Below are 25803 nucleotides of genomic sequence, written 5' to 3'. Positions count from 1 at the left end.
TCCCGCGCCTCGCAGCCGTATGGGAGGAGACGGACCCCCGCCGGGGCCCGTCCGAGGTGACCCGTGACCGGAGGAACAGATGAGGTTGACCCGACCGATGCTCGCGCTGACCGGCGCGGCCGCGGTGCTGGCGCTGGCGGGCTGCGGATCCGGCGGTGACGCGAAGGCCGCCGCGGTGCCCTCCGCGGCCACCGGCAGCCTGGAGCACCTGGCCGCCGAGGTGAAGTGCACGCCCAACATCCAGATCGACGCCGACGAGCTGCGCCAGGCCGTGTGCAAGAAGGCCAAGGACGCCGATGGCAAGTTCATTCTCGCCACCTTCGCCACCGACCGCGGCCAGCGCGAGTGGATCAACGGCGCCAAGGACTACGGCGGTCACTTCCTGGTCGGCCGCAAATGGGTCGCCGTCGGTGACACCACCAAGACGGTGACGGTGCTGCGCAAGACGCTCGGCGGGGACATCGAGGAGGGCACGGACCACTCGAAGATGGGCGCCACGCACTCGGCCCACTGAGGACGCGAACACGAGAAAGCCGGCGGTGAGAGATTCTCACCGCCGGCTTTCTCAGTGCGTCACTGGCACTTCTTGCCGGTGTTGATGCAGTTGACCATCTGGTTCATCGTGTTCGTGGAGAAGAAGTTGATGAAGTCGTTGTGGTCGGTGATCGGCTTGTGCAGGTTCTCCGGGAAGGTGTCCACCGCGTAGGGGTTGACCACCGTGCCGTTCTGCAGCTTCGGGGCCGGGACGTTGTAGACGAGCCGGACCTGGAGCTGCGGGATCGCCTTGAAGCCGTTGGCGCAGGAGCCGTCCGCCGCGGCGAAGGCCACGTGCGTGCGGTGGTTGGCGCTGTCGATGTTCTGACCGTCCCAGCAGCTCTGGAAGTTGGTCGTACGCACCACCTGGCTGCCCTGCGGGCAGATCGGGTACTGGGTCTCCAGCTGCACCTTGTTCTCGAAGCCGGTGCAGCTCCAGTTCACGTTGGCGTTGGCGTTGCCGTTGACGAAGGCCTTCGCGTCACCGGTGATGATGCGCAGGGCCGTCGGCATCGCGACGACGTTGCCCTTCTTGTTGCCGACGAACTTCAGCTGGGCCTGGGCGGGCTGAAGGATCTTGCCGACGTTGCCCTCCTTGCCACCACCGTCGTTGTTCTGGTCGAAGTCCTGCGTGCCGTCCTGCAGACGCAGCACCGGCCAGAAGTACGAGGACTTGTCGCCCTGGTTCTGGCAGCTGGTGCCGGCCCCGGCCAGTTCCTGGTCGCTCGCGAAGGCGTCGTTGTTCTGGTTGCCGACGTAGTCGTGCAGGTGGTGGGCGCCGTTGGCGACACCGGGGGCGACGATCACGTTGTCCGTGTTGTGGTTGTCGTTCCCGTTGGTGCCGCACTTCGTGGTGAAGGAGCCCTTGGAGCCCGAGTTGCCGTTGGCCGGGAGGCCGTTCTGGCCGACACCGAGCTGGGCGTTGCCCTGGACCTTGGTGATGTCCACGAAGTCGGCCGCCACCGGGCCGTTGCCGCCCTGACCGCCGTTGCCCTGCTGCTGGCCGCCGTTCTGCTGACCTCCCTGCTGCTGGCCACCATTCTGCTGCTGGCCGCCCTGCTGGCCGCCCTGCTGCTGACCGCCGTTCTGCTGCTGGCCGCCCTGCTGCTGGCCGCCGTTCTGCTGCTGGCCGCCGGTCTCGCCGGCGTTGGTCTGCGCGTTCTGCGTGGTGCAGGCGGCCAACTGGCTGAGCGACGTGTTGAACTGGCCACCGACCCGCTGGATGTCGAGGCGGATCCGGTCGATCGTGGCCGCCCGCTTCTCCTTCAGGGGGCCGACGATGGCGTTCTGGACGAAGCCCGAGTCACCCGCCTGAGCCTGTCGTGTCGAGGCGAGCCTGGCGTAGGCCTCGGTGATCTGCTTGTCCAGGTTGGCCAGCTCCGTGGCCACACCCTGACGCGCCGACTGAGGCACGTTCGTCAGCTTCTGACCGACATCGGGGCAGGAGATGGTCGCCACCTGCGCGGCGGCGGCCTTGGTCTGGTTCTGAGACCAGCCGTTGTTGTTGGACTCGTGCGCCGAGGCGTAGAAGTTCGCCCAGATCAGCCCGCCCCCACCGAGCGCTAGGGCCGCCGACGCGGCTATGGCCTTGTTGGCCATCGACGAGCGGCGTTTACGTGTATTGCGTCCCATGGAACTCCTCTGACTTCCTTTTCCGGGCCATCGAGGCGCCCGACAGGAGTGAAGCGGCTCCCTCCCTTACGGATGCCGTCCCAGGGGTGTTCAGCCGCCCCACAAACAAATCAGAGGTTTGCCGGGCACCGGGCCGACAACAGCCCGTTGAGCAGCAGGAGTTACAGAGAATGAGGAGTCGCTCACCGGTCCTGGTCGAGATACGCGAGCACCGCCAGAACGCGCCGATTGTCGTCGTCCGACACCTCAAGGCCCAGTTTGGTGAAGATGTTGGCGGTGTGCTTCGCGATCGCCCGTTCCGTGACGACGAGCTTGGCGGCGATCGCCGCGTTCGACCGCCCCTGCGCCATCAGCTCCAGCACCTCCCGCTCGCGGGGCGTGATCCGGGCGAGCGGCTGGTCGTCGGCCGCCCGCCGGGTCAGCAGCTGCTGGATCACCTGCGGGTCCATCGCCGTACCGCCCGCCGCGACCCGTCGTACGGCATCCACGAACTGCTCCGCGTCGAACACCCGGTCCTTGAGCAGATAGCCCACCCCGCCGGTGCCGTCGGCCAGCAACTCGCGCGCGTACAGCTGCTCCACGTGCTGCGACAGCACCAGCACCGGCAGCCCGGGTCTGTCCCGCCGGGCGTTCAGCGCGCACTGCAGCCCCTCGTCGGTGTGCGTCGGCGGCAGCCGTACGTCGACCACGGCGACGTCCGGTTCCAGTTCGGCCAGCGCGCGGGCCAGTTCGGGCCCGCTCTCGACGGCCGCGGCGATCTCGAAGTCGTGCGCCTGAAGGAGCCGCACGAGACCGTCGCGCAGCAGGAAGAGGTCTTCGGCCAGGACTACGCGCAAGGGATCTCCATGGTGACCATGGTGGGGCCGCCCGCGGGTGAGCCGACGGCCAGGACGCCGTCGAATGTACCCAGCCGCCGCTCGACTCCGGCCAGTCCCGAACCGGCCGTGATCAGCGCGCCGCCTCGGCCGTTGTCGGTGACGCTGATCCGCAGCATCCCCTCGGTCTGATGCAGGTCGATCCAGATCCGGTCGGCGCCGGAGTGCTTGACCGCGTTGGTGAGGACCTCGCTGACCGCGAAGTAGGCGGCCGACTCCACGGGCGCGTCCGGCCGGCCCTCGAGTTCCACGGTCACCTCGGTCGGGACCGGCAGCCGCAGCGCCAACGCCCGTACGGCGTCGCCCAGTCCGCGCTCGGCCAGCACCGGCGGATGGATGCCGCGCACCAGGTCGCGCAGCTCGGCGAGCGCGTCCACCGAGGACTGACGGGCCTGCGCGAGGAGCCGCTTCGCCTGCGCGGGGTCCTTGTCGAGGAGCATCTCGATGGTGCCGAGATCCATGCCCATGGCGACCAGACGGGCCTGCGCCCCGTCGTGCAGGTCCCGCTCGATGCGCCGCAGTTCGGCCGCGGAGGTGTCCACGGCGTCCCGCCGGGTCTCGGTGAGGACGCGGACGCGTTCGGCCAACTCGCCCTGACCGGCGCCCAGTACGGCGCGGGTGAGCCGGAAGTGGGCGGTCAGCAGCCGCGGTGCGAGCGGGACGAGGCCCAGCAGGGCGGTGCCGAGGACGCCGGCGAGGAGCGCTGAGGTCTGGTCGGTGACATGCACGAAGCCGTACCAGTAGCCGCCGCCCAGCTCGGTGAGCGGACGCCACAGACCGGCCGCGACCGCGAGTCCCTCCAGCGGGTAGAGGACGAACACTGCCGGCAGCAGCGCCGTCACGAACCCCGCCGTCATGTCCACCTGCAACCACCGCAGGTCCCGCCAGGTCGCCGGGTCGAGCAGCATCGCGTAGGTGCGGGCCCAGGCGTTGGCGTTCTCCGGTATCGGCCGGTACGCCGACGGGATCCGCACCCCGCACCACTCGGCCGCGAGCACCCGACGCCAGTCGGCGAAGGCACGCACGCCCGTCAGCACCCAGGGTGTCGTGAAGACCCCGATCCCGACCGGGACGAGGGCGATGGACACCAGGCTGAGCGTGAACCCGAGCAGCGCCCCCGGCAGCGTCACCAGCGCCAGTGCGAGCCCCCGCACGCCCGCGAGCCCGATGCCCCGCGCCCTCGTACCCCAGCTGCCGTTCCGCGTCTCGATGGTCATACGGTCAGTCTCGTCGAGAGGGCGACGCGGGTCACTGGGCCTGACCGCCGGGTCGGGGGGTGGTGCCAGGTACACCCTCCGCCGCGCTCACACAGTGAATCGCGCCACAGCATCACCCGGTAACACGGGGTTCACATACGAGCAATGACCGGGAAATCGCCTGTTGACAGGCTCGCGGGCATCAAAGAGGCGGCGTTTCAGTGCCGCAGCGCCGCAGCACCCGCAGTGCGTAGACACATCCCCGAAGGAAGTGGCCCGTGACCTTCAAGGCTGAGTACATCTGGATCGACGGCACCCAGCCGACGGCGAAGCTCCGTTCCAAGACGAAGATCCTGGCGGACGACGCCAAGGGCGCCGAGCTCGGGATCTGGGGCTTCGACGGGTCCTCCACGAACCAGGCCGAGGGGCACTCCTCGGACCGTGTCCTCAAGCCGGTCTTCTCCTGCCCGGACCCGATCCGCGGCGGCGACGACATCCTCGTCCTGTGCGAGGTCCTCAACATCGACATGACGCCGCACGAGTCCAACACGCGTGCCGCGCTCACCGAGGTCGCCGAGAAGTTCGCGTCGCAGGAGCCGATCTTCGGCATCGAGCAGGAGTACACGTTCTTCAAGGACGGCTACCCGCTCGGCTTCCCCAAGGGCGGCTTCCCGGCCCCCCAGGGCGGCTACTACTGCGGTGTCGGCGCCGACGAGATCTTCGGCCGTGACATCGTCGAGGCCCACCTGGAGAACTGCCTCAAGGCCGGTCTCGCGATCTCCGGCATCAACGCCGAGGTCATGCCCGGCCAGTGGGAGTTCCAGGTCGGCCCGGTCTCCCCGCTGGAGGTCTCCGACCACCTGTGGGTGGCCCGCTGGCTGCTCTACCGCACCGCCGAGGACTTCGGCGTCGCCGCGACCCTCGACCCCAAGCCGGTCAAGGGCGACTGGAACGGCGCCGGTGCGCACACCAACTTCTCCACCAAGGCGATGCGCGAGACCTACGAGGCGATCATCACCGCCGCCGAGTCGCTCGGTGAGGGCTCCAAGCCCCTCGACCACGTCAAGAACTACGGCGCCGGCATCGACGACCGCCTGACGGGTCTGCACGAGACCGCCCCGTGGAACGAGTACTCCTACGGTGTCTCCAACCGTGGCGCCTCGGTGCGTATCCCGTGGCAGGTCGAGAAGGACGGCAAGGGCTACATCGAGGACCGTCGCCCGAACGCCAACGTCGACCCGTACCTGGTGACGCGGCTGATCGTCGACACGTGCTGCTCCGCGCTGGAGAAGGCCGGCCAGGTCTGATCCCCGCCTTCAGCCTCCGAGGGGCGCCCACCGGCCACGGTGGGCGCCCCTCGGCGTGTTGCCGGTGGGGCGGGCACCCAGGGAAGTGTCCGAGCAGTGAGAGAAGGCTCCTGTCGCGGGCCCGTGTCTGCTTCAATGGGCTCATGGCCAGCTTCCAGAAGTGCAGCGCGACGGGTCGCCATGACCTCGAGCCCTTCTGGCCTTCCCGTCAGCACCACGACTTCGACCGGGTGTGTTGCCGCGCGACGAACGCGCAGGCCCTCTAAAGCCGTATACCCCGGCCTTCGGCCAGCGCGCAGACGTACGTCCCCCGACGACCTTCTCGCGCGAAAGAGCTGACCTCATGGCGACCACTCGTTCTCTCTCCACCGCCCCCCTCACCACCCCGTCCGAGAACGGCGCACGGCACCGACTCCGAGCCGTCCGCCCCGACGAGGTTCCCGAAGCGCCGGAGTTCCTTCCCCCGGGCGCCACCTGGCTGCCCGCTCCCCAGCACACCCTGCCCATCCTGCCGGGCCAGCCCCCGATGATCGGCTACCTGGTGCTCGTCCCGGCCGACCAGCACCAGCCCTTCCGTCCGGAACCGACGGTCACGGACGCGGACGCCGGCGCCCCCCTCGTACGGATCGACACCGTGCAGCGCACCGCCGAGGTGAACGGCAAACAACTCGACCTCACCTACCTGGAGTTCGAGCTCCTCGCCCACCTCGTCCAGAACCCCCACCGGGTGCACACCCGCGACCAGTTGGTCACCACGGTCTGGGGCTACGGCCACGTGGGCGACGGCCGTACCGTCGACGTCCACATCGCCCGGCTGCGCCGCAAGCTGGGCGCGGAATTCCGGGGCGCGATCCAGACCGTGCGCCGGGTCGGCTACAAGTACACCCCGCCGACCGGCGGCTGACCGTCTGCCCAGGGCAGATCCGGGTTCCCTCGCGGCGCTCCGGCGGGCACAGTCACCGGCATGAGACTTCTTCTGCTGGGTGGTACGGAGTTCGTCGGCCGGGCCGTCGCCGAGGCGGCCCTGGAACGCGGCTGGGACGTGACCGTCTTCCACCGGGGACGGCACGCGCCCGTGGCCGGGGTGCGGTCGCTGCACGGCGACCGCACCGCGCCCGGCGGTCTCACGGCCCTGGCCGAAGGGGGCCCCTGGGACCTGGTCGTCGACACCTGGTCGGCGGCGCCCCGCGCGGTCCGGGACGCGGCGCGGCTGCTGCGGGGCCGCGCCGGCCGGTATGCGTACGTGTCGAGTCGCTCGGTGTACGCCTGGCCGCAGCCGGCCGGATACACCGAGGACGCGCCCGTGGTCGAGGGCGCCGCGGCCGACGCGGAGCAGACCGACTACGCCCGGGACAAACGGGGCGGTGAACTGGCCGCCGTCGACGCGTTCGGCATGGACCGCTCCCTGCTCGTACGGGCCGGGCTGATCCTCGGCCCGTACGAGAACATCGGCCGGCTCCCGTGGTGGCTGGGCCGAGTCGCCCGCGGCGGGCCGGTCCTCGCACCGGGGCCACGGGACCTTCCTCTCCAGTACGTCGACGTCCGCGACCTGGCGCAGTGGACGCTGGGCGCCGCCGAGGCGGAGCTGAACGGCCCGTACAACCTGGTCAGCCCGCGCGGCCACACCACCATGGCCGAACTCCTCGACGCCTGCGTGGCCGTGACCGGCTCGAACGCGGAGCTGCGCTGGACCGATCCGGACACCGTCCTCGCCGCGGGCATCGCCCCGTGGACCGGCCTCCCGGTGTGGGTACCGCCGGGCTCCGACCTCCACGACACCCTCCATCGCGGGGACACTTCGCGGGCCGCCGAGGCGGGCCTGCGCTGCCGTCCGGTCACCGAGACGGTGAACGACACCTGGCACTGGCTGCGGGAGATCGGCGGGGTGGCGCCGCAGCGCCCGGACCGGCCGGTACTGGGTATCGACGAGGAGACGGAGGCCAAGGCACTCGCGGCCGGCGAACGCGACTGAGTGCAGCGGTCGGTCGGCGCGAGGTCAGGCCTCCTCGGCCGCCGCGTCCCGCACCCCCGCCAAGAACCCCCGGATCGCCGAACGTTCCCCCTCGTCGTACCCCTGGAGCAGCTCCACCGCCCGCCCGATCAGCGGTCCGAAGAAGGCCTGCCCCAGCTCCACCGCGCGTTCGTCCACCTCGACGACCACCTTGCGCCGGTCCTCCCGCCCCCGTACCCGCCGCACATGACCGGCCCGCTCCAGCCGGTCGAGCAGCGAGGTCGTCCCCGCCGAGTTGAGCCCGAGCTCCGCGCCGAGCCGCCCCGCCGCCATCTCCTCGCCCGCGCGGGAGGCGTCCATCAGGGCGATCAGGGCGCGGACGTCCGTTGGATGCATGGCGTTGCGCTGGGCGAACCGGGCACTGTGCAGGCCGAGTTCGACGGTCACCGCGCGCAGGAGATGAACGATCTCCATCTCCGGTCCCGGGGACGGCATACGCACCCTCCAGTATTATCTCGCTCATCGAGTATCTTGCTGAGCGAGATAATACGGGAGGGATCGATGGGCAGGTACGACGGCGACGCGTTCCAGGCCGCCTATGACAAGGTGCTGGACAAGTGGCCCGCCGACCGGGAGGCGCTACGGGTGCCCACCCCGTTCGGCACCACCCACGTCAACGCGTGCGGCCCGGCCGACGCACCTCCGCTCGTCCTGCTGCCGGGCGGCGGGGGAGCGACCTCCACGTCCTGGTACGCCCAGGCCGCCCACCTCGCCCGCACCCGCCGGGTCCTCGCCGTCGACCTGATCGGAGCCCCGGGCCGCAGCGAACCGGCCGCCGACCGTCACCCCCGTACGGTCGCCGACCTGGCCGCCTGGCTGGACGCCCTCCTCGACGGACTCGGCATCACGGAGGCCGACTTCGGCGGACACTCGTACGGCGCCTGGATCGCCCTGCACTACGCCGTGCACGCCCCCCACCGGATGCGCCGCCTGTTCCTCCTGGACCCGACCCAGTGCTTCGCCGGGTTCAAGGCGGCGTATCTGCTGCACGCCCTGCCGATGCTGCTGCGCCCCACGCCGGCCCGGGTCCGCGCCTTCCTGGACTGGGAGACCGGGGGAGCGGCCACCCTGGACCCCGACTGGCTCCGCCTCCAGGAGGCCGCCGCGGGATTCCCCACCGTCAGACCGGTCACCGGCCCCCGCCCCGCCCCGGACGCACTGCGCGACCTGAACACGCCGGTCCTGCTGCTCGTGGCCGCGAACGGCAGGGCCCTCCCCCACTCTCGGCTTCGCTCGAGCGGGGGGACCCCCATCCCCTACGCGGTGACGGCCCAGGCCGGCGAACTGCTGCAGCGGGCGGAGGTCGACGTCGTCCCCGGCGTCTCCCACCACGCGCTGCCGCAGTCCGCACCTCCCGAACTGGCCCGCCGCCTCAGTGAGTTCCTACGTGAACGTCCCGAATGACCTCACCCCACCTTCTCGATCAGAGCCCGGCGGATGAGGAACTTGCCCGGCTCCCGCACCTGTTCGAAGGCCGCGTTGTTGAGCAGGGCACAGCTTCCGGAGACCGAAGTGACCTCCACCGTCGTGGACTTGTTGTTGTCCAGGTTGGTGACCTTCAGCTTCGTGCCGGCCGGGAACTGGTTGCTGGACGCGGCGGGCGCACCGGCCTCACCCGAGAGCGTGACGGTCGAGCCGTTGCACACCTGCTGCCCGGAGGCGGTGTTCCCCGCGGGGGGAGCCTGAGAAGCGGGCGCGGGCGCGGACGCGGCCTGTGAGGGCTGCCCCGCGGCGGCCTGGGAGCCCTGAGCCGACTCCCCGACCGCACAACCGGACGCTTCCTGCTGCACCTTGATCTGCGCGATCACCGCTTCCCGGTTGGCGATCCGGGCCGCCGACTGGGCGTCGGGAGCGGAGCGTTGCCCCTCGATGAACCGCTGGTTGTTGCCGAGCGCGGTGGCGAGCCCCTGGCAGACCGTGGATTCCGCCGCCGTCTGCGGACTCTGCGCGGCGTTCGAGGTGCTGGCCATCACAAAGGCCCCACCACCCGCCACCGCCGCCGCGCTCACCAGCAGCGCGACCTTCTTCTTCGTACCGAGTGTTCTCCTGCGCGACATCCGCGCCTCCTGAGAGCTAGGGGAGCGTACGCCGCTATGTACGAGATACCGAACGAGGTTACTCAGTGGTTACAGGAGTCATCAGGCGTAACCTGCGTCACACTCCGCTATTTCCTGGCCAGGGCGTCCCGTACGGCGTCCTCGGTGCGCCCGACCACCGCGGAGCCGTCGTCCGCCGTGATGATGGGCCGTTGGATCAGCTTCGGGTGTCCGGCGAGCGCGGCGATCCAGCGGTCGCGCGAACTGTCGTCCCGGGCCCACTCCTTGAGGCCGAGTTCCTTGGCGGCGGCCTCCTGGGTGCGGGTGATGTCCCACGGTTCGAGCCCGAGCCGGTCGAGCACCTCGCGGATCTCGTCCTCGCTCGGGACGTCCTCCAGATAGCGGCGGACGGTGTACTCGGCGCCCTCCGCGTCGAGCAGGCTGATCGCGCTGCGGCACTTCGAACAGGCCGGATTGATCCAGATCTCCATGGTGTCCACGGTACGCGAAAACCCGTCTTCCACCTGCGTCACAGCACCCCCGAAAGCCCTTGTGGCCAGGGGCTTTTGTCAGTGGCGGACGGTAGAATAAAACCAGTGTTCGAGGGCGTCGCCGGGTTCCCCGGTGGCCGCCCTTACCGCGACAGGAGGATGCCTGTGCCCGCTGCCGCACTGAAGCAGAAGCCGTTCCCGACCCAGTCCACCGCGAAGCACCCCGTGCTGCTCGAACTGCCGTACACCCCCGTGGAGAAGCGCCCGTTGCCGCCGGGCCGTCCCCGCGAGTGGTATGTCACCCACAACCGCCGCCTGAAGGCGATGCGGCTCGCGATCGCCCTGCTCGACTCCGGCGTCTATGTGCCGAACCAGGCCCGCAACGAGACGATCCGGGACACGGCGGAGATGATCGGCGTCCACCCACCGTCGGACACGACGTGCCACATGGTGCGGGCGCTGATGCGCTACTCACGGTAGCCGTGACGCCGGGCGCCCTCCTGCTCTCCTGGGCGCCCGGCGTTCCCGTCAGCCGGCGGCCCCGGCCAACTCCTTCTCCAACGGCACCCGGAACCGTGGTGTCACACGCGTCGCCCCCACCCACCCCCGCAGTCGCTCCGCCTCCACCGCGATGGCCGCCTCGGCCTCGCTCCCCGCGCCCTCCGTGTCCAGCAACCGCCAGACGATCTCCCCGTCGGGCCGCTGTCCCCAACCCCCCACCACCCGCCCGTTCCACCACACCGTCGGTCCCACGTTGCCGCTGCGGTCGAACAGGGCGGGCCGCAGCGCCGGCGCCAGGTACCAGTCCCGCTGCTGCCAGCCCATCGCCGTCGGATCGAGGCCGGGCAGCAACGCCGCCCAGGGCTCCACGGGTCCCTCGACCGGGCCGGCGTCGCCGTCGACGACGTACGCCGGGCCCTCGTCGACGGACACCCGGACCGCGCGGATCGCCGTGAGCGCGCGGCGGACGTCGGTCACCTTCCAGCCCGTCCACCACTTCAGGTCGGCCTCGGTGGCGGGGCCGCACACGGTGAGCCAGCGCCGTAGCAACGCGGCCTGGGCCTCGGCCACGTCGAGTTCGGGATGCGGGGGTGCCACCGCCCAGCGGAACTGCGTGGAGATCCAGGAGCCGAGCGGCCGGCCGCGGACCACCTTGCCCTCCACGCCGAGCACCTTCAGCAGGCGGCTCGAGACGGAGTGGACGCCCTCGTAGCTCTTCCCGGCCGCGTACACGAACTGCTCCCGCAGCCGCGGCTCGTCCTCGGTGAGCTCCGCCGCCGTCGCCTGGCCGCGCCGGGCGAGCGCGGCCAGCGCCGCCTCCTCGACCTCCTTCAGCCAGGTCGCGTCCGGAGCACCGGCCTTCGCCATGTCCTTGAGGAGCTTGGCCCGTTCCCGCGCGGCGACCGTGAGGCCGGTCGAGGCGTGCACGACCGCGGTGAGCTCGGTCGGGAACGCGAACACGGTGTGCCGCATCCCGTGCATCCGCACCAACGACCGGTCCTCGTACAACGCCCGCTCGGTCTCGGCGACGGTCCCCGAGGGATCCACGAGCCGCGCGCCGACCGCCAGATACACGGTCGCGGGGTCGGACCCGTGCAACGCGACCAGAGCCTCCGCCACCTCCTCGGGACTCCCCACCCGAGCCGCCCCGGCAAGCTGCTGCCGCAACGCCAGCCGAACCCGCCGCTCGCCCACCCCGATGTACCGCACTCCATCATCCAAGCCCATACGGCCCATCCTGACCCAGGGCACTGACAACGCGCCCCAAAGGGGCGCGGGGAACTGCGCGACCAGCCACAATGGCGCGGCAGACACACGACGACACACCGCACCCCCGATGCATACGTCACCCGATCGCCGTACCCCGCATGCGCACCCTCCCCCTCCGGCCCTTCACTGCGATGAGGAGGTGAAGGCACGGCGACCAGGAGGCGAGCGTGACCCAGAGACAGGGCACATGAACACCCCCGCCACCCGCGCGGAGCGCGGCCGCACCGCCCGCAAACGCGTCCCCCGTTCCGCCCACGCCCTCTGGATACCGTCCGTGGACCGCCCCGACCCCGTCGCCGTACTGGAACGGCAGGGCCGCGACCGGCTCCCGGAGCTGCTGCCGATCCGCTATGGCAGGATGTCGGCCTCCCCCTTCGCGTTCCTGCGCGGTGCGGCCGCCGTGATGGCCGCCGATCTCGCCGCCCAGCCCCACACCGGCCTCACCGTGCAGCTCTGTGGCGACGCCCACCTGCTCAACTTCGGTCTGTACGCCTCCCCGGAACGCTCCCTGCTCTTCGACATCAACGACTTCGACGAGACCTTCCCCGGCCCCTTCGAGTGGGACGTCAAACGGCTCGCCGCGAGCGTCGCCATGGCCGGCCGCGAGAACGGGCACGGCGAGGCCAAGGCCCACCGGGCGGCGGGGGAGGCCGTCACCGCGTACCGCACGGGCATGCGCCGGCTGGCCCGCATGGGCGAGCTGGAGGTCTGGTACGCGAGCGCCGACGCCGACAGCCTGCTGCCCCTCGTGCGTTCCGCCCGTCACCGCCGACACGGGCAGTCCAGCCTCACCCGGGCCCGCCGCCGTACCAGCATCCAGGCCCTCGGCAAGCTCACGGAGGTCGTCGACGGCCGCCGCCGCATCGTCCACGACCCGCCGCTCCTCGAACCGGCCGGCGCGTCCGACATGGCCAGCCTGCGCAAGATCTTCAGCGACTACCGCTCCACGCTCTCCGAGGAACGCCGACTGCTCCTGGACCGCTACCGCTTCGTCGACGCGGCCCGCAAGGTCGTCGGCGTCGGGAGCGTCGGCATGCGCTGCTTCATCGTGCTGCTGGAGGGGCGGGACGTCGACGACCCGCTGTTCCTGCAGCTCAAGGAGGCGCGGGAATCCGTACTGGAGGAACATCTGCCGCATGGCCCGTACGTCCATCCCGGCCGCCGTGTGGTCGTGGGCCAGCGTCTGCTGCAGGCGGCGGGCGACATCTTCCTGGGCTGGATGAGCGGACCGCAGGGGCGCGCCTTCTACTGGCGCCGACTGCGTGACATGAAGGGCTCCGCGGACGTCGCCGGCATGCCCCCGGCCGACCTCAGGGCCTACGCCCGTCTGTGCGGCGCCACCCTGGCCCGCGCCCACGCCCGCTCCGGCGACCGCATCGCCATCGCCGCGTATCTGGGCACCGCCGACACCTTCGACCAGTCGGTCGCCGACTTCGCGCTGACCTACGCCGCACAGACCACGACCGACCACGCGACGCTGTCCGCCGCCATCGCGGCAGGTGTCGTCACGGCGGCCCCGGGCGAGTGACCCTCGCCCGCCCGCTCACCCGTACAGCTCCACCACCCCCCGCACATACGCCTCCAGCCGCCCGCCCAGCACCTGGGGTGTCAGTTCGGTCCGCCCGAGTTCGCGCCACGGTCCGGCGAGCTTCGCCGCGTCGGGGCAGTAGGCGAGGGCGTCGAGGAGCCGCCAGTACAAGTGGTCGGGTCCGTCAGCGAGTCGGTGTCCGCCGTGTGCCTCGTACCGCTGCCGGAAGGCGAGGCCGTGTTCCGGGCCGTGGAGCAGGGCGAGGGCCGTCGAACAGTGGGCGACGTCCAGGTCGGCGGGTCCCCAGGAGGTCTCCACCCAGTCGACCACCCCGCTGATCCGCAGGTCGGCGCCCGCCCCGGTGAACAGCACGTTGCCGGGGTGGAAGTCCCGGTGCAGGAAGCATCCTTCGTACGGCGGCGGGTCCTGGCGGATCACGTCCACGGCCCGTTCCCACAGCGGGCCCCGCACCCCCTGTACCTTCTCCGGCCGGGTCCACGCCTGGTAGGTGCGCGGCCGCTCCTCGGGAACGACCCGGTGGATCCGTACGAGTTGGGCCGCCAGCAGGTCCAGCCGCCGTTCGAGATCCTCTTCGTCGACGCGCACCCGCCCCGGCAGCCGGGACATCAACAGCGAGGGATGGTCGCAGTGTTCGGCCGTCGCGTCGACCGCGACGGGCTCGGGGGCCCGAACACCGTCGGCGTCGGCGAGCAGCGCCAGGACCGAGGCCTCGCGGCTCAGCAGACCGGGGGCGTGGTGCCGGAAGAACGGCTTCACGAACGACCGCAGGACCAGCTCTGTGTCGTCGTCGAGGGTGAGCCGCCGCATCTGGGAGCTCCAACCTCCCGACAGAAAGCCCGAGTCGACGACCGAACGGCCCTCGGGGAGCTGCTTGGCCACCCAGCCCCGTGTCGCCGTCCAGCCCCGGTCCCCGAGCCCGGTCAGCAGCGCGGCCACCAACTCCCGCCGGTCGTCCGTGTGATCGCGCAGCCACCGGCCCAACTGGTGATCGGCCTCCGGCAGTTCGAGGCGCGTGAACTGGGCCCGGAAGGCCAGTGCCTCCTGCACGGCCTCGGTCACCTCCGGCGGGATCACCGCGTCCGTGCCCGGCACGGCGAGCACCGCCCGCCCCTCGTACGCCCGCAACGCCTCCAGCGCCGGAGACGGCCGCCAGCTGTCCGGCCGCCGGATGGTCTCGCTGAACCTCCCGTCACCGTGCCCGAACGGCACGTCCCAGGCCTCGGCCGCGTACACGGCGGGCGCGCACAGCCCCAGCGCCGCCACCCGCTCGCCGTAGTGGCGGGTCAGGTCCGCCACCGTCTGACCGCTCATGCTGAACCCGACCAGAACCAGCGGCCCGTCCGCCGGGGCGTGCGCGTCGATCACGGCGACCGCCTGCTCGAACCGGCGGCGCAGACTCAACTCGCCGAGTTCACCCGAGCTTTCGCCGTGCCCCGAGAAGTCGAAGGCGAGCGCGCGGCAGCCGTGCGCCACGAACTCGTCGAGCAGCGGCAGGAGTCGCTCCTTGCTGCCGCGGCCGGCCCCGTGCAGCAGTACGGCGGTGACAGCGGTGGGGCCACTGTCAACGCTGCCGCCGTGGACGCCGCACAGGCGCTCACCGGCGTGTTCCTGGGTGAAGGACTCGGGCATGCCGTCAACTCCGGAGTGCGGGGAAAGAGCTTCGCGCAGGGCAGGCATCACCCCGCCCCTGCGGGGCTACTCTTCTACACCACACCCACGCACACGGAGGCCCGTCATGGGCACCATGGTCATTTCCGGGACCGTCGTCCTGGTCATCCTGGGCTTCGGGAACCACACCTGGTGGCTCGTCGCCGTCGCCCTGCTCTTTGTGTACATGCAGTACGGCCGGGGCGGTACCTCGGCGTCCTCGCCGGGCGGCCCGTCCGGCGGCGCTTCGGGGGGCACGCCCGGCAACTACCGGGCGTACCGCGACCGCCGTGACAAGCAGGCCAGGTGGGACCGCCGTTACCGCCGCGAGCGCCCCCTGGAGTCCCGTCGGCAGTCGCGCGAGAGAAAGGGCTAGGGCCTCAGAATCCGGGGGCGCCCCACAGGGGGAACCAGCGGTTCAGGTCCGGCTCGATCCGCAGATCGTTCGTGAGCGCGGCCTTCACCCGCAGCTCCAGCGGGTTGTCGCGCCGCTGTCCCTCGCCGGAGAGCGGCGCGAAGGGGTAGAAGCTGCCGCGCTTGTAGAGGTACACCAGCGCGAGGGAGCGGCCCTCGCTGTCCTGGAACCCGGCGAGCGAGCACAGTAGTTGCGGCCCGAAGCCGTTGACCTCCATCGAACTGTTCACCGCGTGCAGGTCGTTGACCAGCTGCGGCAGCTGGTCCGGGGTGCGCGCGGAGACCAGCCAGGAGTATCCGAAGTCGTCCCGCCGCAGTTCCACCGGGGGACCGTCCCGGTCGGCGTCCGCGTCCAGCAGGGCCTGGACCTCCCGGTGCGTCTGCTCGAAGGCGGCCCCCTCGACCGTGGCGAAGCACACCGCCCCGCGTCCGGTCGGCGTGAAGGAGGCGGCCGCCTCCAACGTGACGGCCGCCGACGGCAGCGCGAAGAGCTGGTCGAGATCGGGTGCGACGGGCTTCGTGCGCCCGAGCAGGATGTCCAGCAGCCCCATCCTCAGCCCGCCTCACCTTTCCCGGGCGTCGCCGCCTCACCCAACTCCGCCGAGATCCGGCCCAGTTGCTCCAGCCGCTGTTCCAGGGACGGGTGGGTCGAGAAGATCCGCTCGATACCGGGCTCCTTGCCGGTGGCGGGAGTGAAGTAGAAGGCGTTGAAGGCCTGCGCGGTGCGCAGGTCCTTGGTGGGGATGCGGGCGAGCTCGCCGGAGACCTTGGTGAGCGCGGAGGCGAGTGCCGAGGGCCGGCCGGTGAGGTGGGCCGCGGCCCGGTCCGCCGCCAGCTCCCGGTACCGCGACAGCGCCCTGATCAGCAGGAAGCTGAGCGCGTACACGGCCGCCGAGACACCCATCACGGCGGCGAAGATCACGGCGGTGTTCTGGTCCTTCCGCCCGCCGAACAGCTGGCTGTAGAAGGCGAACCGCACGATCAGCCCGGCGATCACGCCCAGGAACGAGGCGATGGTGATCACGGCGACGTCCTTGTGCGCCACGTGCGACAGCTCGTGCGCGAGCACGCCCTCCAGCTCGGCGGGATCCAGCCGTCGCAGCAACCCCGTGGTCACACACACCACGGCGTTGTCCGGGTTCCGTCCGGTGGCGAACGCGTTGGGCATGTCCATCGTGGACACCGCGATCACGGGCTTGGGCATGTCCGCGATGGCACACAGCCGGTCGACCACCGCATGCAGCTCGGGATACTCCTCCCGTCCCACGACCTTCCCGCGCATCGCGAACATCGCGATCCTGTCGGAGAACCAGAACTGCGCCACGAACATCACGGCGATCAGGGCCACGACCAGCAGCCAGGACTTCAGCAACACGATCAACGCGGCGAAGAAGGCCACGTACAGCAGTCCGAGCAGGAACATGGTGACCGTCATCCGCACGGTCAGCCGCCGGTCGCTCCGGAAACGACTCCGCATCTGCACCACCCCGCAGTCAGGCACTCGTCCCACCGTCCAGTGTGCACCTGGCCCTGCCCATGAAGAGGTCGCGATCAGCCCTGGGGCCGGCAAAGGCTCAGGCCTTGAGACCGGCCTCCCACTTGAGCCTGTGCAACGTGGACGCGTTGAACAGACCTGCCCGTTCCAGCAGCTCACCCACCTCCGCCGACCCGTGCGGCACCTCCGCCGTCGGATGCCAGCGCAGCACGGACTGCCGGGCCCAGTCCCGCAGCTTGTCGTCCGGATCGTCGACCAGTGCGACGGCGGCCCGCAGCCGTACGAGCCCGCCGTACGCGTTGAGCAGCCGGAACGCGGAGACCCGCGTCTCCCGGGCCCGCTCCGCCGCCAGCCGCTCCAGCAGCCACCCGTCGTCCAGCATCCGCGCGGACGGCATCAGAGCCAGGGTCGCCTCCCGCACCACACCGGGCGCGGGATCGTCGAGCAGCGCCCGCAGCCGCCGTACGTCCAGCACGTCCAGCGCCCGCAACCCGCCCACGGCGCGCGCCCTGACCACCGGATCCGGATACGAGGTCAACGCCCACAGCACCTCGGCGTCACGCCGGTCCCCGCACTCCGCGAGCCCGCTCACCACGCCCGCCGACAGCGCGGCATCACCGGCCTCGGCACACCGCCGCCGGTACCACTCCACCGGATCACCCCCGGACTGCCGTACGACATACCGCGCACAGGCCCGCACCACCGCTGCCCGGTCGCCGAGAAACCCGACGGCCCGCTCCCCGAGCCCGGCCCGCCGCAACGCGGTCACCCCGGCCGACCGCGCCCGCGGATTGCGGGCGGCGAGCAGCGGTTCGAGTACGTCGTCGTCCGCGTCGCCCTCCGCCACGGCGGCCAGGGCGGCCTCCGCGCAGAGGCCCTGGACGACGGTGTCCTCGTCCCGGGCGGCGCTACGGGCCAGGTCGGCGGGGGAGAGGATGCCCTCCTCGACGGCGAGCCGGTGGGTGAAGCGGCACACGGTGCGGTCGGCATGGGTGAGGAGCGGAAGCAACGCCTCGCGGTCCGCCGAGCGCAGCACCTTGTCGATCAGGCCGACGGCGAAGTCACCCCGGTACCGGACGCCGATCCGCAGGGCGAGCGGGGCCAGCGCGGTCGCGGTCTCCACGGTGACCGCCTCGGCCCACCGCGTCCGGGCCCGGTCCCGCACCGGTTCGGCCCAGTCCGCGCACCGGATCACGACCAACGGCAACAGCTCCGGCCGCCCCGCGACCTCTCCCAGCGCCCACTCGCGGACCCTCCCGTCCCGGTGGCACAGGGCGAGCGCGAGCTGCGCGTCGGTCGGCGTCCGCCCCTGTTCGGTCCGCTGCCGGGCCGGCAGCCAGGTGCCGTCGGCCGAGGACCGGGCACTGTGCCGCACCGCTTCGTCCAGCGCGACCCAGACAGCCGGGTCGGCCACGTCGAACATGGCCTGCCGCAGTACGGCCCCCTTCGCGAGGCGTACCGCCGCCTGCGCCCCGTTCCAGATACTGCTGCGCACGTGCGCCCCTTACCCGCTCAGCGCGCTAGAACGGACGGAAGTCCGCATACCCCAGCACCAGGATGATCACTGCCACGGTCCCGAGGACGATGGCCGTCGACCTCCAGGACGAGCGGCTCGGTGCCCTCGGTTCCGGGTCGGCACGGAACGGCTGGGGCTTCGGCGGGTTCTCCTTCCAGCGGGCGGCGAGCATCCGGGCCCGGGCAGAGGGCTCCTTGAGCTCGGCCCCGTCGGCCCACTTGATGTCGAACTCCCGCTCGCCGTTCTCGTCCTGCGCGGACATCCCCGTATCCCCCGTCGTCTCCTGTCGAACAGCTGTGCAGCAAACGATACGACGGCGCCCCCGTCCCGGGAAACGGGAACGGGGGCGCCGTAAAGCCGCCGTAGGACTGGCCTACGCGTCGATCACACGTCGAAGTACAGCTCGAACTCGTGCGGGTGCGGGCGCAGCTGGAGCGGGGCGATCTCGTTCGTCCGCTTGAAGTCGATCCACGTCTCGATCAGGTCCGGCGTGAAGACGTCGCCCTGGAGGAGGAACTCGTGGTCGGCCTCGAGGCGGTCGAGGACGGCCGGGAGGGAGGTCGGGACCTGGGCGACGCCCGCGTGCTCCTCGGGAGCCAGCTCGTACAGGTCCTTGTCGATCGGCTCGGCCGGCTCGATCTTGTTCTTGATGCCGTCGAGGCCCGCGAGCAGCAGCGCCGAGAAGGCCAGGTACGGGTTGCCGGAGGAGTCGGGCGCACGGAACTCGACGCGCTTGGCCTTCGGGTTGGAGCCCGTGATCGGGATACGCATGGCCGCGGAGCGGTTGCGCTGCGAGTACACCAGGTTGATCGGCGCCTCGAAGCCCGGGACCAGGCGGTGGTAGGAGTTCACCGTCGGGTTGGTGAAGGCCAGCAGCGACGGGGCGTGCTTGAGGATGCCGCCGATGTAGTAGCGGGCGGTGTCCGACAGGCCCGCGTAACCGGCCTCGTCGTAGAAGAGCGGCTGGCCGCCGGTCCACAACGACGAGTGGATGTGCATGCCCGAGCCGTTGTCACCGAAGATCGGCTTCGGCATGAAGGTCGCGGTCTTGCCGTTGCGCCAGGCGACGTTCTTCACGATGTACTTGAAGAGCTGCAGGTCGTCGGCCGCGGCGAGCAGCGTGTTGAACTTGTAGTTGATCTCGGCCTGGCCGGCGGTGCCCACCTCGTGGTGCTGGCGCTCGACCTGGAGGCCGGACTTGGCCAGTTCCAGGGAGATCTCGGCACGCAGGTCGGCGAAGTGGTCGACCGGCGGGGTCGGGAAGTAGCCGCCCTTGTAGCGGACCTTGTAGCCGCGGTTGTTCTCCACCGCACCGGTGTTCCAGGCGCCCGCCTCGGAGTCGATGTGGTAGAAGGACTCGTTCGACGAGGTGGCGAAGCGCACGCTGTCGAACACGTAGAACTCGGCCTCGGGGCCGAAGTACGCGGTGTCGGCGATACCGGTGGAGGCGAGGTAGGCCTCGGCCTTCTTCGCCACGTTCCGCGGGTCACGGCTGTACTGCTCGCCGGTGATCGGGTCGTGGATGAAGAAGTTGATGTTCAGCGTCTTGTCGCGGCGGAAGGAGTCGACCCGGGCGGTCGACAGGTCCGCGCGCAGCGCCATGTCGGACTCGTGGATGGCCTGGAAGCCACGGATCGACGAGCCGTCGAACGCGAGCTCCTCGTCCGGGTCGAACGCCTCGACGGGCAGCGTGAAGTGCTGCATGACGCCCGGCAGGTCGCAGAAGCGGACGTCGACGAACTTGACGTCCTCGTCCGCGATGAACTTCTTGGCCTCGTCGGCGTTCTGGAACATCCAGCTCCTCCTACTCCCGGCCCGTTCCGTGCCGGGGTGGTAGTTCGTTCGTGCGGCCAGTGCGGTGGCACACGCTGTCCACGACCCTAGGGACGGGTGGTTTCTCGGGCGTGACCCATTTGTTTCGCACAAGTTAACCGGACATCGTGGGTCCCGCCCCACCTGTCCGTATCCCGAAACGCTGGCAGTACCGTGGACGCGTGGACAAGAGGGATGCAATCGGATCGTGGCTCTCGGGCCCCCGCGCGGCCGCCGAGGATGCCGGTGTCGACTTCGGATACCGCGGACAGCAGCTCGGCCTGCCGGAGGAGGGGCCTGGCTCGATCGCCCGCCCCGGACGGCGGCTGGGCGCACTCGCCGTGGACTGGGCGATGAGCGTCCTGATTGCATCCCAGTTGATCACTCAGAGCTACGGCGGTCCGGCGACCTCGAACTGGGCGCTGCTGGTCTTCTTCGCGATGGGCGTCCTCACCGTCGCCACCATCGGCTTCACCCCCGGCAAGCGCCTCTTCGGCCTGCGGGTGATCGCCCTCGACACCGGTCGTGTGAACCCGGCGCGCGCCCTCCTGCGCACGGTCCTGCTCTGTCTCGCCCTCCCGGCCCTGATCTGGGACCGCGACGGCAGGGGCCTGCACGACCGGCTGGCGAAGACCGTGGAAGTACGTATCTGACGAGCGACGATGGGGGCGCCCGGTGTCACACCGGGCGCCCCCATCGTCGTACGAGAGGATTCAGCGGGCCTTGGGCCCACCCTTCGGGAGCTTCATGCCCTTGGGCATGGGGCCCTTCGGCAACGGCATGTTGCTCATCAGGTCGCCCAGCGCCCGCAAGCGGTCGTTCGTGGCCGTCACCTGGGGGCCGGTCAGCACGCGCGGCAGCTTGAGCATGGTGGTCCGCACCTTCTTGAGCGGGACCTGGCCCTCGCCCGTGCCGACGAGGATGTCGTGCACCGGTACATCGGCGACGATACGGTTCATCTTCTTCTTCTCGGCGGCCAGCAGGCCCTTGACCCGGTTCGGGTTGCCCTCGGCGACCAGGACGATGCCGGCCTTGCCGACGGCCCGGTGCACCACGTCCTGGCTGCGGTTCATCGCCACCGCGGGGGTCGTCGTCCAGCCCCGGCCGATGTTGTCCAGCACGGCCGCCGCGGCGCCCGGCTGACCCTCCATCTGCCCGAACGCGGCCCGCTCGGCCCGGCGTCCGAAGATGATCGCCGTCCCGAGGAAGGCGAGCAGGAAGCCCAGGATGCCGAGGTAGACCGGATGCCCGATCAGGAAACCGATCGCGAGAAAGACACCGAGGATGAGGATGAAGACACCCGCGAGTACCAGACCGATCTTCTTGTCGGCCTTGCGGGTCATCTTGTACGTCAGGGCGATCTGCTTCAGTCGCCCGGGGTTCGCGGCATCGGCCGCACTGTCACTTCTCGCCATGCCCCGAAGTCTACGTGGCCCCGCAGGCGCCGACGACGGCAGTGTCCACCGTCGAAGGGGACGATTCAGGAGCGGGCGGTGACCGTCTCGGCGAGGGTCCGCTCCACGACACGCTGCGCCTCGACCCTGTCCTTGGCGCGGCGGCGGTCCTCCAGGACCGACGTCCAGGCGTTGCGGCGGGCGGTCCGCTGACCGCTGCTCATGAGCACGGACTCGACGGCACGGAGTGCATCGGTGAAGGACGGGATGGCGGTGGCGCGAACCGGCGCGGCCTGCATGATGGGGGTCCCCCTCGGGAGTGGGCGGCTCTGGTGTGGTGCACGGGCTGTACAACCAGGGTCACTGAATGGTGTTACCAGGGCGTGACCGACCGGTCAAACACCCATGAAGCCTGGATGTGCCGCCCGAAAACACAGACGCGGCCCCGATGACCCCCCTATCTGCGGGGATGTCCGGGACCGCGTCAATCGGCCACTACCGAGCGGTAGTTGCTTGTGCTCGGATTCACACGTTTGGAGTGGCACTCCGTGCCATCCGAAGATGCTCGGATGGTGCTCAGGCACTGCTCAGACGGCCTGCGAAGCGACGTAGGAACCACGCTTCTCGACGGCCATCTGGTAGAGCCGGCCCGCCCGGTAGGAGGACCGGACGAGGGGTCCGGACATCACACCGGAGAAGCCGATCTGCTCGGCCTCGTCCTTCAGCTCCACGAACTCCTGCGGCTTGACCCAGCGCTCCACGGGGTGGTGGCGCACGGACGGGCGCAGGTACTGGGTGATGGTGACGAGCTCGCAGCCGGCGTCGTGCAGCTGCTGGAGCGCCTCGCTGACCTCCTCGCGGGTCTCGCCCATGCCGAGGATCAGGTTGGACTTGGTCACCAGGCCGAAGTCGCGGGCCTCGGTGATGACCTTCAGGGAGCGCTCGTAGCGGAAGCCGGGGCGGATGCGCTTGAAGATCCGGGGCACCGTCTCGACGTTGTGCGCGAAGACCTCGGGGCGGGACTCGAAGACCTGCTGGAGCAGCTCCGGCACGGCGTTGAAGTCGGGGGCCAGCAGCTCGACCTTGGTACGGCCGGCCTCACGGCCCGCGGTCTGCTCGTGGATCTGCCGGACCGTCTCGGCGTACAGCCACGCGCCGCCGTCCTCCAGGTCGTCGCGGGCGACGCCGGTGATGGTGGCGTAGTTCAGGTCCATCGTGACCACGGACTCGCCGACACGGCGCGGCTCGTCACGGTCCAGCGCCTCGGGCTTGCCGGTGTCGATCTGGCAGAAGTCGCAACGCCGGGTGCACTGGTCACCGCCGATGAGGAAGGTCGCCTCGCGGTCCTCCCAGCACTCGTAGATGTTGGGACAGCCGGCTTCCTGGCAGACCGTGTGCAGGCCCTCGCTCTTCACGAGCTTCTGCATCGCGGTGTACTCGGGACCCATTTTCGCCCGGGTCTTGATCCACTCGGGCTTGCGCTCGATGGGGGTCTGGGCGTTACGGACCTCCAGGCGCAGCATCTTGCGTCCGTCGGGTGCGACTGCGGACACGACCGGCTCCCTAGCGATTGATTCTTCGGCGTTGTTCAGGGTACGCCCGTTGATTTGAAAGTCAGCGGCGGTGTTCAGGCCGCCGGTGTCTTCTCGATCACTCTCGGCTTCAGTTCCGCGTTCTCCAGTACGTCCCTCAGGTGCCGCTCGACGACCGGGAGCACCTCGCCGATGGTCACGTCCCGGCCGAGCTCGCCCGCGAGGGAGGCGACCCCCGCGTCACGGATCCCGCAGGGGATGATCCGGTCGAACCACTTGTTGTCCGGGTTCACGTTGAACGAGAAGCCGTGCATGGTGACGCCCTTGGCGACGCGGATGCCGATCGCCGCGATCTTGCGGTCCTCGCGGCGCTGGCCGGCGTTGGACGGGGCGTACTCCGGGCCGTTCAGGCGCGGGTCGAACTCCTCGTCCGTCAGCCGGGGGTCGAAGTCCAGGGAGAGCCCGCCGATCGCCGGACGCGTCTCGACCGGGTCGCCGAGCACCCATACGCCACTGCGGCCCTCGACCCGGCTCGTCTCGAGCCCGTACTCCGCGCACGTGCGGATCAGGGCCTCCTCCAGGCGCCGTACGTGCGCCACCACGTCCACCGGACGCGGGAGCTTCTGGATCGGGTAGCCCACCAGCTGGCCCGGACCGTGCCAGGTGATCTTGCCGCCGCGGTCCACGTCGATGACCGGGGTGCCGTCGAGCGGCCGCTCGTTGTCCGCGGTGCGCCGGCCCGCCGTATACACAGGGGGGTGTTCGAGCAGCAGGACGGTGTCGGGGATCTCGTCCTCGAACCGCGCCGCGTGCACCCGGCGCTGCTCGTCCCACGCCTCCTGGTACTCGACCGCGTCCGCACCGAAGCCCATACGGACGAACCGCAACCCACTCACGGCAAGCGCCTCCCTAGAAGGTCGTAAGGCACGAAGGGTGCCCACGCCACTGTACGTCCGGCCCGCGGGCGTCAGCTCCGGGGCCAATCCTCACACGATCGGATGAACGAACGTCGAAGCGTGCGATCGTCTGCTCACTCTCCGCTACATTCGCCGTTCGCACAGGCCATAAGGGCTGCTCACAGGCAATCCGGGCACCACGTGACCACGTGACAGCCCGAAAGGCAGGAGACCGCACCGCAGATGACGGAACGACCCGCGCAGCGCACTCCCAATCGACAGCTCGCCGCGCTCATCGCAGAAGCGGGGTTCTCCAACGCGGGTCTCGCCCGACGCGTGGACCAGCTCGGTCTCGAACACGGGCTGGATCTCAGATACGACAAGACGTCCGTGACCCGGTGGCTGCGCGGACAACAGCCCCGGGGCACCACGCCCGCCCTCATCGCCGAGGTCTTCACCCGGCGTCTGGGCCGCCGGCTCTCCGCACAGGACCTGGGCCTGGACGCCTGCGCGCCCGTCTACGCCGGCCTGGAGTTCGCCGCGGGCCCCGAGGAGGCCGTCGACATCGTCAGCGGGCTGTGGCGCAAGGACTCCGGCAGCCACGCCGAACTGCGCAAGATCGCCTTCACACCCGCCGGACTGGTCGTGCCGAGCCGTGACTGGCTGATCGGCCGCCCCGACGACAGGGTCGCCCGCGGCGAGCCGGTCCGGATCCCTCCCCAGGGGCGCCCGGTGGTGCCACGGCAGCGCGGCCAGGCCGAGCGCGCGCCCGGTCAGAAGGTCACCGGGGGCGACATCGCCGCGCTCGGTTCGGTCGGCGACCTCTTCCGCACCCTCGACGACCAGTACGGCGGCGGCCACGCCCGGCAGGCACTGGTGCGCTATCTGGAGCACGAGTGCGAACCGATGCTGCGCGGCACCTACGGCGAGACGACCGGCCGCAGGCTGTTCGCCGCGGCGGCGGACCTGACCCGGCTCGCGGGCTGGACGTCGTACGACATCGCGGCGCACGGTCTCGCACAGCGGTACTTCGTCCAGGCGCTGCGGCTCGCGCAGGCGGCGGGGGACCGGGCGTACGGGGCGTATGTGCTGGTCACGATGAGCCGTCAGGCCGTGTATCTGGGGCACGGGCGGGAGGCGATCCAGCTCGCGCGGGTGGCCCAGCAGGGCGTCGGTACGACGGCCCCGCCGGTGGTGCAGGCACTGCTGCACTCGGCCGAGGCGCGGGGGCACGGGGTGCTGGGGGAGGTGCGGGCGTGCACGACGTCACTGGCCCGCGCGGAACGGGCCCTGGAGGCGGCCCGTCCCGGTGACGAAGTCCCGCACTGGGCACGGTTCTTCGACGAGGCGCAGCTGGCGGACGAGTTCGGGCACTGTCACCGGGATCTGCAGCAGTTCCGGGCGGCGGCGCAACACGCCGAGCGCTCGCTTCAGTTGCGTGCGCCCGCGTATGCGCGGAGCCGGCTGTTCTGCCGGGTGGTCCTTGCCTCCGCGCGTCTGGGGCTGGGCGAACTGGACCAGGCATGTGCGCTGGCGGCGGAGGCGGCTGGGCAGGCTGCGGAGATGCGGTCGGTGCGGGCGGTGGAGTATGTGCGGGACTTCGAGCGGCGGTTGGAGCCGTACAAGGATGCGGCGCCGGTGCGGAGTTATCGCGACAAGGTCGCGGCACTGGGGTGAGGACGACGGAGGCTCGCCG

Annotated in this window: 27 protein-coding genes; 10 read left to right on the top strand and 17 right to left on the bottom strand. The window is 70.5% G+C overall.

Annotated features, from left to right (window positions below; translation table 11 throughout):
- Window positions 1–79 precede the first annotated feature (79 nt).
- Window positions 80–514, top strand: a complete 435-nt coding sequence (locus RNB18_RS12205; RefSeq protein WP_266381194.1) for a hypothetical protein — start codon at window positions 80–82, stop codon at window positions 512–514.
- Between the two features lie 59 nt (window positions 515–573).
- On the opposite strand, the gene RNB18_RS12200 is transcribed toward RNB18_RS12205, so the two are convergent.
- From RNB18_RS12200 to RNB18_RS12190, 3 genes are all read right to left on the bottom strand, one after another.
- Entirely contained in the window at window positions 574–2166 is a 1593-nt protein-coding gene (locus RNB18_RS12200; protein WP_311714118.1) for a DUF1996 domain-containing protein, read from the bottom strand.
- Window positions 2167–2348: 182 nt separating this feature from the next.
- Window positions 2349–3002 carry a response regulator transcription factor gene (locus RNB18_RS12195; protein ID WP_311714117.1) on the bottom strand — a complete coding sequence of 218 codons (654 nt, stop codon included), beginning with the start codon at window positions 3000–3002 and terminating at the stop codon, window positions 2349–2351.
- Window positions 2993–4258: a sensor histidine kinase gene (locus RNB18_RS12190; RefSeq protein ID WP_311714116.1), complete on the bottom strand. Its 1266-nt coding sequence runs from the start codon at window positions 4256–4258 to the stop codon at window positions 2993–2995. The genes RNB18_RS12195 and RNB18_RS12190 overlap by 10 nt, the downstream gene beginning before the upstream one ends.
- A gap of 257 nt (window positions 4259–4515) precedes the next feature.
- Here RNB18_RS12190 and glnII point away from each other — a divergent pair, with 257 nt between their 5' ends.
- The 3 genes from glnII to RNB18_RS12175 all read left to right on the top strand — a co-directional run bounded on the left by glnII (window position 4516) and on the right by RNB18_RS12175 (window position 7516).
- Window positions 4516–5544 carry a glutamine synthetase gene (glnII, locus tag RNB18_RS12185; protein WP_266530191.1) on the top strand — a complete coding sequence of 343 codons (1029 nt, stop codon included), beginning with the start codon at window positions 4516–4518 and terminating at the stop codon, window positions 5542–5544.
- Window positions 5545–5887: 343 nt separating this feature from the next.
- Window positions 5888–6448, top strand: coding sequence for a winged helix-turn-helix domain-containing protein (locus tag RNB18_RS12180; RefSeq protein WP_311714115.1), 561 nt, complete (start codon window positions 5888–5890; stop codon window positions 6446–6448).
- Between the two features lie 60 nt (window positions 6449–6508).
- Complete coding sequence (locus RNB18_RS12175) at window positions 6509–7516, top strand: SDR family oxidoreductase (RefSeq protein ID WP_311714114.1); 1008 nt, start codon at window positions 6509–6511, stop codon at window positions 7514–7516.
- 24 nt (window positions 7517–7540) lie between these two features.
- Here RNB18_RS12175 and RNB18_RS12170 read toward each other — a convergent pair whose 3' ends face one another.
- The gene (locus RNB18_RS12170) at window positions 7541–7990 is read right to left on the bottom strand and encodes a MarR family transcriptional regulator (RefSeq protein ID WP_311714113.1); all 450 of its coding nucleotides are present in this window, start codon (window positions 7988–7990) and stop codon (window positions 7541–7543) included.
- Window positions 7991–8056: 66 nt separating this feature from the next.
- On the opposite strand from RNB18_RS12170, the gene RNB18_RS12165 reads away from it, so the two are divergent.
- A complete protein-coding gene (locus RNB18_RS12165) occupies window positions 8057–8959 on the top strand; it encodes an alpha/beta fold hydrolase (protein WP_311714112.1) in 903 nt (300 codons plus the stop codon).
- A 2-nt stretch (window positions 8960–8961) separates the two neighbouring features.
- Here RNB18_RS12165 and RNB18_RS12160 read toward each other — a convergent pair whose 3' ends face one another.
- Entirely contained in the window at window positions 8962–9612 is a 651-nt protein-coding gene (locus RNB18_RS12160; RefSeq protein WP_311714111.1) for an RlpA-like double-psi beta-barrel domain-containing protein, read from the bottom strand.
- Window positions 9613–9719: 107 nt separating this feature from the next.
- On the bottom strand, window positions 9720–10082 hold the full coding sequence (locus RNB18_RS12155) for an arsenate reductase family protein (protein WP_311714110.1): 363 nt from the start codon (window positions 10080–10082) through the stop codon (window positions 9720–9722).
- Between the two features lie 165 nt (window positions 10083–10247).
- On the opposite strand from RNB18_RS12155, the gene RNB18_RS12150 reads away from it, so the two are divergent.
- The gene (locus RNB18_RS12150; protein ID WP_311714109.1) at window positions 10248–10562 is read left to right on the top strand and encodes a hypothetical protein; all 315 of its coding nucleotides are present in this window, start codon (window positions 10248–10250) and stop codon (window positions 10560–10562) included.
- Window positions 10563–10610: 48 nt separating this feature from the next.
- On the opposite strand, the gene RNB18_RS12145 is transcribed toward RNB18_RS12150, so the two are convergent.
- Window positions 10611–11810 carry a winged helix DNA-binding domain-containing protein gene (locus tag RNB18_RS12145; protein WP_311714108.1) on the bottom strand — a complete coding sequence of 400 codons (1200 nt, stop codon included), beginning with the start codon at window positions 11808–11810 and terminating at the stop codon, window positions 10611–10613.
- Window positions 11811–12039: 229 nt separating this feature from the next.
- On the opposite strand from RNB18_RS12145, the gene RNB18_RS12140 reads away from it, so the two are divergent.
- Window positions 12040–13380, top strand: a complete 1341-nt coding sequence (locus RNB18_RS12140) for a DUF2252 domain-containing protein (protein WP_311714107.1) — start codon at window positions 12040–12042, stop codon at window positions 13378–13380.
- A 15-nt stretch (window positions 13381–13395) separates the two neighbouring features.
- On the opposite strand, the gene RNB18_RS12135 is transcribed toward RNB18_RS12140, so the two are convergent.
- Window positions 13396–15030, bottom strand: coding sequence for an alpha/beta fold hydrolase (locus tag RNB18_RS12135; RefSeq protein ID WP_311714106.1), 1635 nt, complete (start codon window positions 15028–15030; stop codon window positions 13396–13398).
- Window positions 15031–15136: 106 nt separating this feature from the next.
- Here RNB18_RS12135 and RNB18_RS12130 point away from each other — a divergent pair, with 106 nt between their 5' ends.
- Window positions 15137–15424: a hypothetical protein gene (locus tag RNB18_RS12130; protein ID WP_311714105.1), complete on the top strand. Its 288-nt coding sequence runs from the start codon at window positions 15137–15139 to the stop codon at window positions 15422–15424.
- Between the two features lie 4 nt (window positions 15425–15428).
- Here the strand turns inward: RNB18_RS12130 and pspAB are convergent, their stop codons facing one another.
- The 5 genes from pspAB to glnA all read right to left on the bottom strand — a co-directional run bounded on the left by pspAB (window position 15429) and on the right by glnA (window position 20267).
- Window positions 15429–16013 (bottom strand): PspA-associated protein PspAB, encoded by a 585-nt coding sequence (gene pspAB, locus RNB18_RS12125; RefSeq protein ID WP_311714104.1) that lies wholly within the window; start codon window positions 16011–16013, stop codon window positions 15429–15431.
- Window positions 16014–16015: 2 nt separating this feature from the next.
- Window positions 16016–16939 carry a zinc metalloprotease HtpX gene (gene htpX, locus RNB18_RS12120; protein ID WP_266530223.1) on the bottom strand — a complete coding sequence of 308 codons (924 nt, stop codon included), beginning with the start codon at window positions 16937–16939 and terminating at the stop codon, window positions 16016–16018.
- A 97-nt stretch (window positions 16940–17036) separates the two neighbouring features.
- Window positions 17037–18452 (bottom strand): hypothetical protein, encoded by a 1416-nt coding sequence (locus RNB18_RS12115; RefSeq protein ID WP_311714103.1) that lies wholly within the window; start codon window positions 18450–18452, stop codon window positions 17037–17039.
- Window positions 18453–18477: 25 nt separating this feature from the next.
- Window positions 18478–18735 (bottom strand): SCO2583/SCO2584 N-terminal domain-containing protein, encoded by a 258-nt coding sequence (locus tag RNB18_RS12110; RefSeq protein ID WP_311714102.1) that lies wholly within the window; start codon window positions 18733–18735, stop codon window positions 18478–18480.
- 122 nt (window positions 18736–18857) lie between these two features.
- Complete coding sequence (glnA, locus tag RNB18_RS12105) at window positions 18858–20267, bottom strand: type I glutamate--ammonia ligase (RefSeq protein WP_311714100.1); 1410 nt, start codon at window positions 20265–20267, stop codon at window positions 18858–18860.
- Window positions 20268–20467: 200 nt separating this feature from the next.
- Between glnA and RNB18_RS12100 the strand changes: the two genes are divergently transcribed.
- Window positions 20468–20938: an RDD family protein gene (locus RNB18_RS12100; RefSeq protein ID WP_311714099.1), complete on the top strand. Its 471-nt coding sequence runs from the start codon at window positions 20468–20470 to the stop codon at window positions 20936–20938.
- A gap of 60 nt (window positions 20939–20998) precedes the next feature.
- Here the strand turns inward: RNB18_RS12100 and RNB18_RS12095 are convergent, their stop codons facing one another.
- The 4 genes from RNB18_RS12095 to lipB form a co-directional block, all read right to left on the bottom strand.
- Window positions 20999–21700 carry a DUF4191 domain-containing protein gene (locus RNB18_RS12095; RefSeq protein WP_057611744.1) on the bottom strand — a complete coding sequence of 234 codons (702 nt, stop codon included), beginning with the start codon at window positions 21698–21700 and terminating at the stop codon, window positions 20999–21001.
- 65 nt (window positions 21701–21765) lie between these two features.
- Window positions 21766–21978, bottom strand: coding sequence for an SCO2195 family GlnR-regulated protein (locus RNB18_RS12090; protein WP_311714098.1), 213 nt, complete (start codon window positions 21976–21978; stop codon window positions 21766–21768).
- A gap of 288 nt (window positions 21979–22266) precedes the next feature.
- Entirely contained in the window at window positions 22267–23232 is a 966-nt protein-coding gene (lipA, locus tag RNB18_RS12085) for a lipoyl synthase (protein ID WP_266525806.1), read from the bottom strand.
- A 74-nt stretch (window positions 23233–23306) separates the two neighbouring features.
- Entirely contained in the window at window positions 23307–24107 is an 801-nt protein-coding gene (lipB, locus tag RNB18_RS12080; RefSeq protein WP_057611747.1) for a lipoyl(octanoyl) transferase LipB, read from the bottom strand.
- Between the two features lie 243 nt (window positions 24108–24350).
- On the opposite strand from lipB, the gene RNB18_RS12075 reads away from it, so the two are divergent.
- Window positions 24351–25784, top strand: a complete 1434-nt coding sequence (locus tag RNB18_RS12075) for a regulator (protein ID WP_311714097.1) — start codon at window positions 24351–24353, stop codon at window positions 25782–25784.
- Window positions 25785–25803 lie beyond the last annotated feature (19 nt).

It is taken from the genome of Streptomyces doebereineriae (assembly GCF_031845645.1).
Classification (GTDB): Bacteria; Actinomycetota; Actinomycetes; order Streptomycetales; family Streptomycetaceae; genus Streptomyces; species Streptomyces canus.
The sequence above is the reverse complement of the archived record's forward strand: the minus strand, read 5'-3'. Positions and strand labels throughout refer to the sequence as shown.

What these genes read in the sequence shown, in the direction of transcription:
- RNB18_RS12205 (WP_266381194.1), top strand. Translation starts at nt 80, where the DNA reads ATGAGGTTGACCCGACCGATGCTCGCGCTGACCGGCGCGGCCGCGGTG.
- RNB18_RS12200 (WP_311714118.1), bottom strand. Translation starts at nt 2,166, where the DNA reads ATGGGACGCAATACACGTAAACGCCGCTCGTCGATGGCCAACAAGGCC.
- RNB18_RS12190 (WP_311714116.1), bottom strand. Translation starts at nt 4,258, where the DNA reads ATGACCATCGAGACGCGGAACGGCAGCTGGGGTACGAGGGCGCGGGGC.
- RNB18_RS12180 (WP_311714115.1), top strand. Translation starts at nt 5,888, where the DNA reads ATGGCGACCACTCGTTCTCTCTCCACCGCCCCCCTCACCACCCCGTCC.
- RNB18_RS12175 (WP_311714114.1), top strand. Translation starts at nt 6,509, where the DNA reads ATGAGACTTCTTCTGCTGGGTGGTACGGAGTTCGTCGGCCGGGCCGTC.
- RNB18_RS12170 (WP_311714113.1), bottom strand. Translation starts at nt 7,990, where the DNA reads ATGCCGTCCCCGGGACCGGAGATGGAGATCGTTCATCTCCTGCGCGCG.
- RNB18_RS12165 (WP_311714112.1), top strand. Translation starts at nt 8,057, where the DNA reads ATGGGCAGGTACGACGGCGACGCGTTCCAGGCCGCCTATGACAAGGTG.
- RNB18_RS12160 (WP_311714111.1), bottom strand. Translation starts at nt 9,612, where the DNA reads ATGTCGCGCAGGAGAACACTCGGTACGAAGAAGAAGGTCGCGCTGCTG.
- RNB18_RS12155 (WP_311714110.1), bottom strand. Translation starts at nt 10,082, where the DNA reads ATGGAGATCTGGATCAATCCGGCCTGTTCGAAGTGCCGCAGCGCGATC.
- RNB18_RS12145 (WP_311714108.1), bottom strand. Translation starts at nt 11,810, where the DNA reads ATGGGCTTGGATGATGGAGTGCGGTACATCGGGGTGGGCGAGCGGCGG.
- RNB18_RS12140 (WP_311714107.1), top strand. Translation starts at nt 12,040, where the DNA reads ATGAACACCCCCGCCACCCGCGCGGAGCGCGGCCGCACCGCCCGCAAA.
- RNB18_RS12135 (WP_311714106.1), bottom strand. Translation starts at nt 15,030, where the DNA reads ATGCCCGAGTCCTTCACCCAGGAACACGCCGGTGAGCGCCTGTGCGGC.
- RNB18_RS12130 (WP_311714105.1), top strand. Translation starts at nt 15,137, where the DNA reads ATGGGCACCATGGTCATTTCCGGGACCGTCGTCCTGGTCATCCTGGGC.
- pspAB (WP_311714104.1), bottom strand. Translation starts at nt 16,013, where the DNA reads ATGGGGCTGCTGGACATCCTGCTCGGGCGCACGAAGCCCGTCGCACCC.
- htpX (WP_266530223.1), bottom strand. Translation starts at nt 16,939, where the DNA reads ATGCGGAGTCGTTTCCGGAGCGACCGGCGGCTGACCGTGCGGATGACG.
- RNB18_RS12110 (WP_311714102.1), bottom strand. Translation starts at nt 18,735, where the DNA reads ATGTCCGCGCAGGACGAGAACGGCGAGCGGGAGTTCGACATCAAGTGG.
- glnA (WP_311714100.1), bottom strand. Translation starts at nt 20,267, where the DNA reads ATGTTCCAGAACGCCGACGAGGCCAAGAAGTTCATCGCGGACGAGGAC.
- RNB18_RS12095 (WP_057611744.1), bottom strand. Translation starts at nt 21,700, where the DNA reads ATGGCGAGAAGTGACAGTGCGGCCGATGCCGCGAACCCCGGGCGACTG.
- RNB18_RS12090 (WP_311714098.1), bottom strand. Translation starts at nt 21,978, where the DNA reads ATGCAGGCCGCGCCGGTTCGCGCCACCGCCATCCCGTCCTTCACCGAT.
- RNB18_RS12075 (WP_311714097.1), top strand. Translation starts at nt 24,351, where the DNA reads ATGACGGAACGACCCGCGCAGCGCACTCCCAATCGACAGCTCGCCGCG.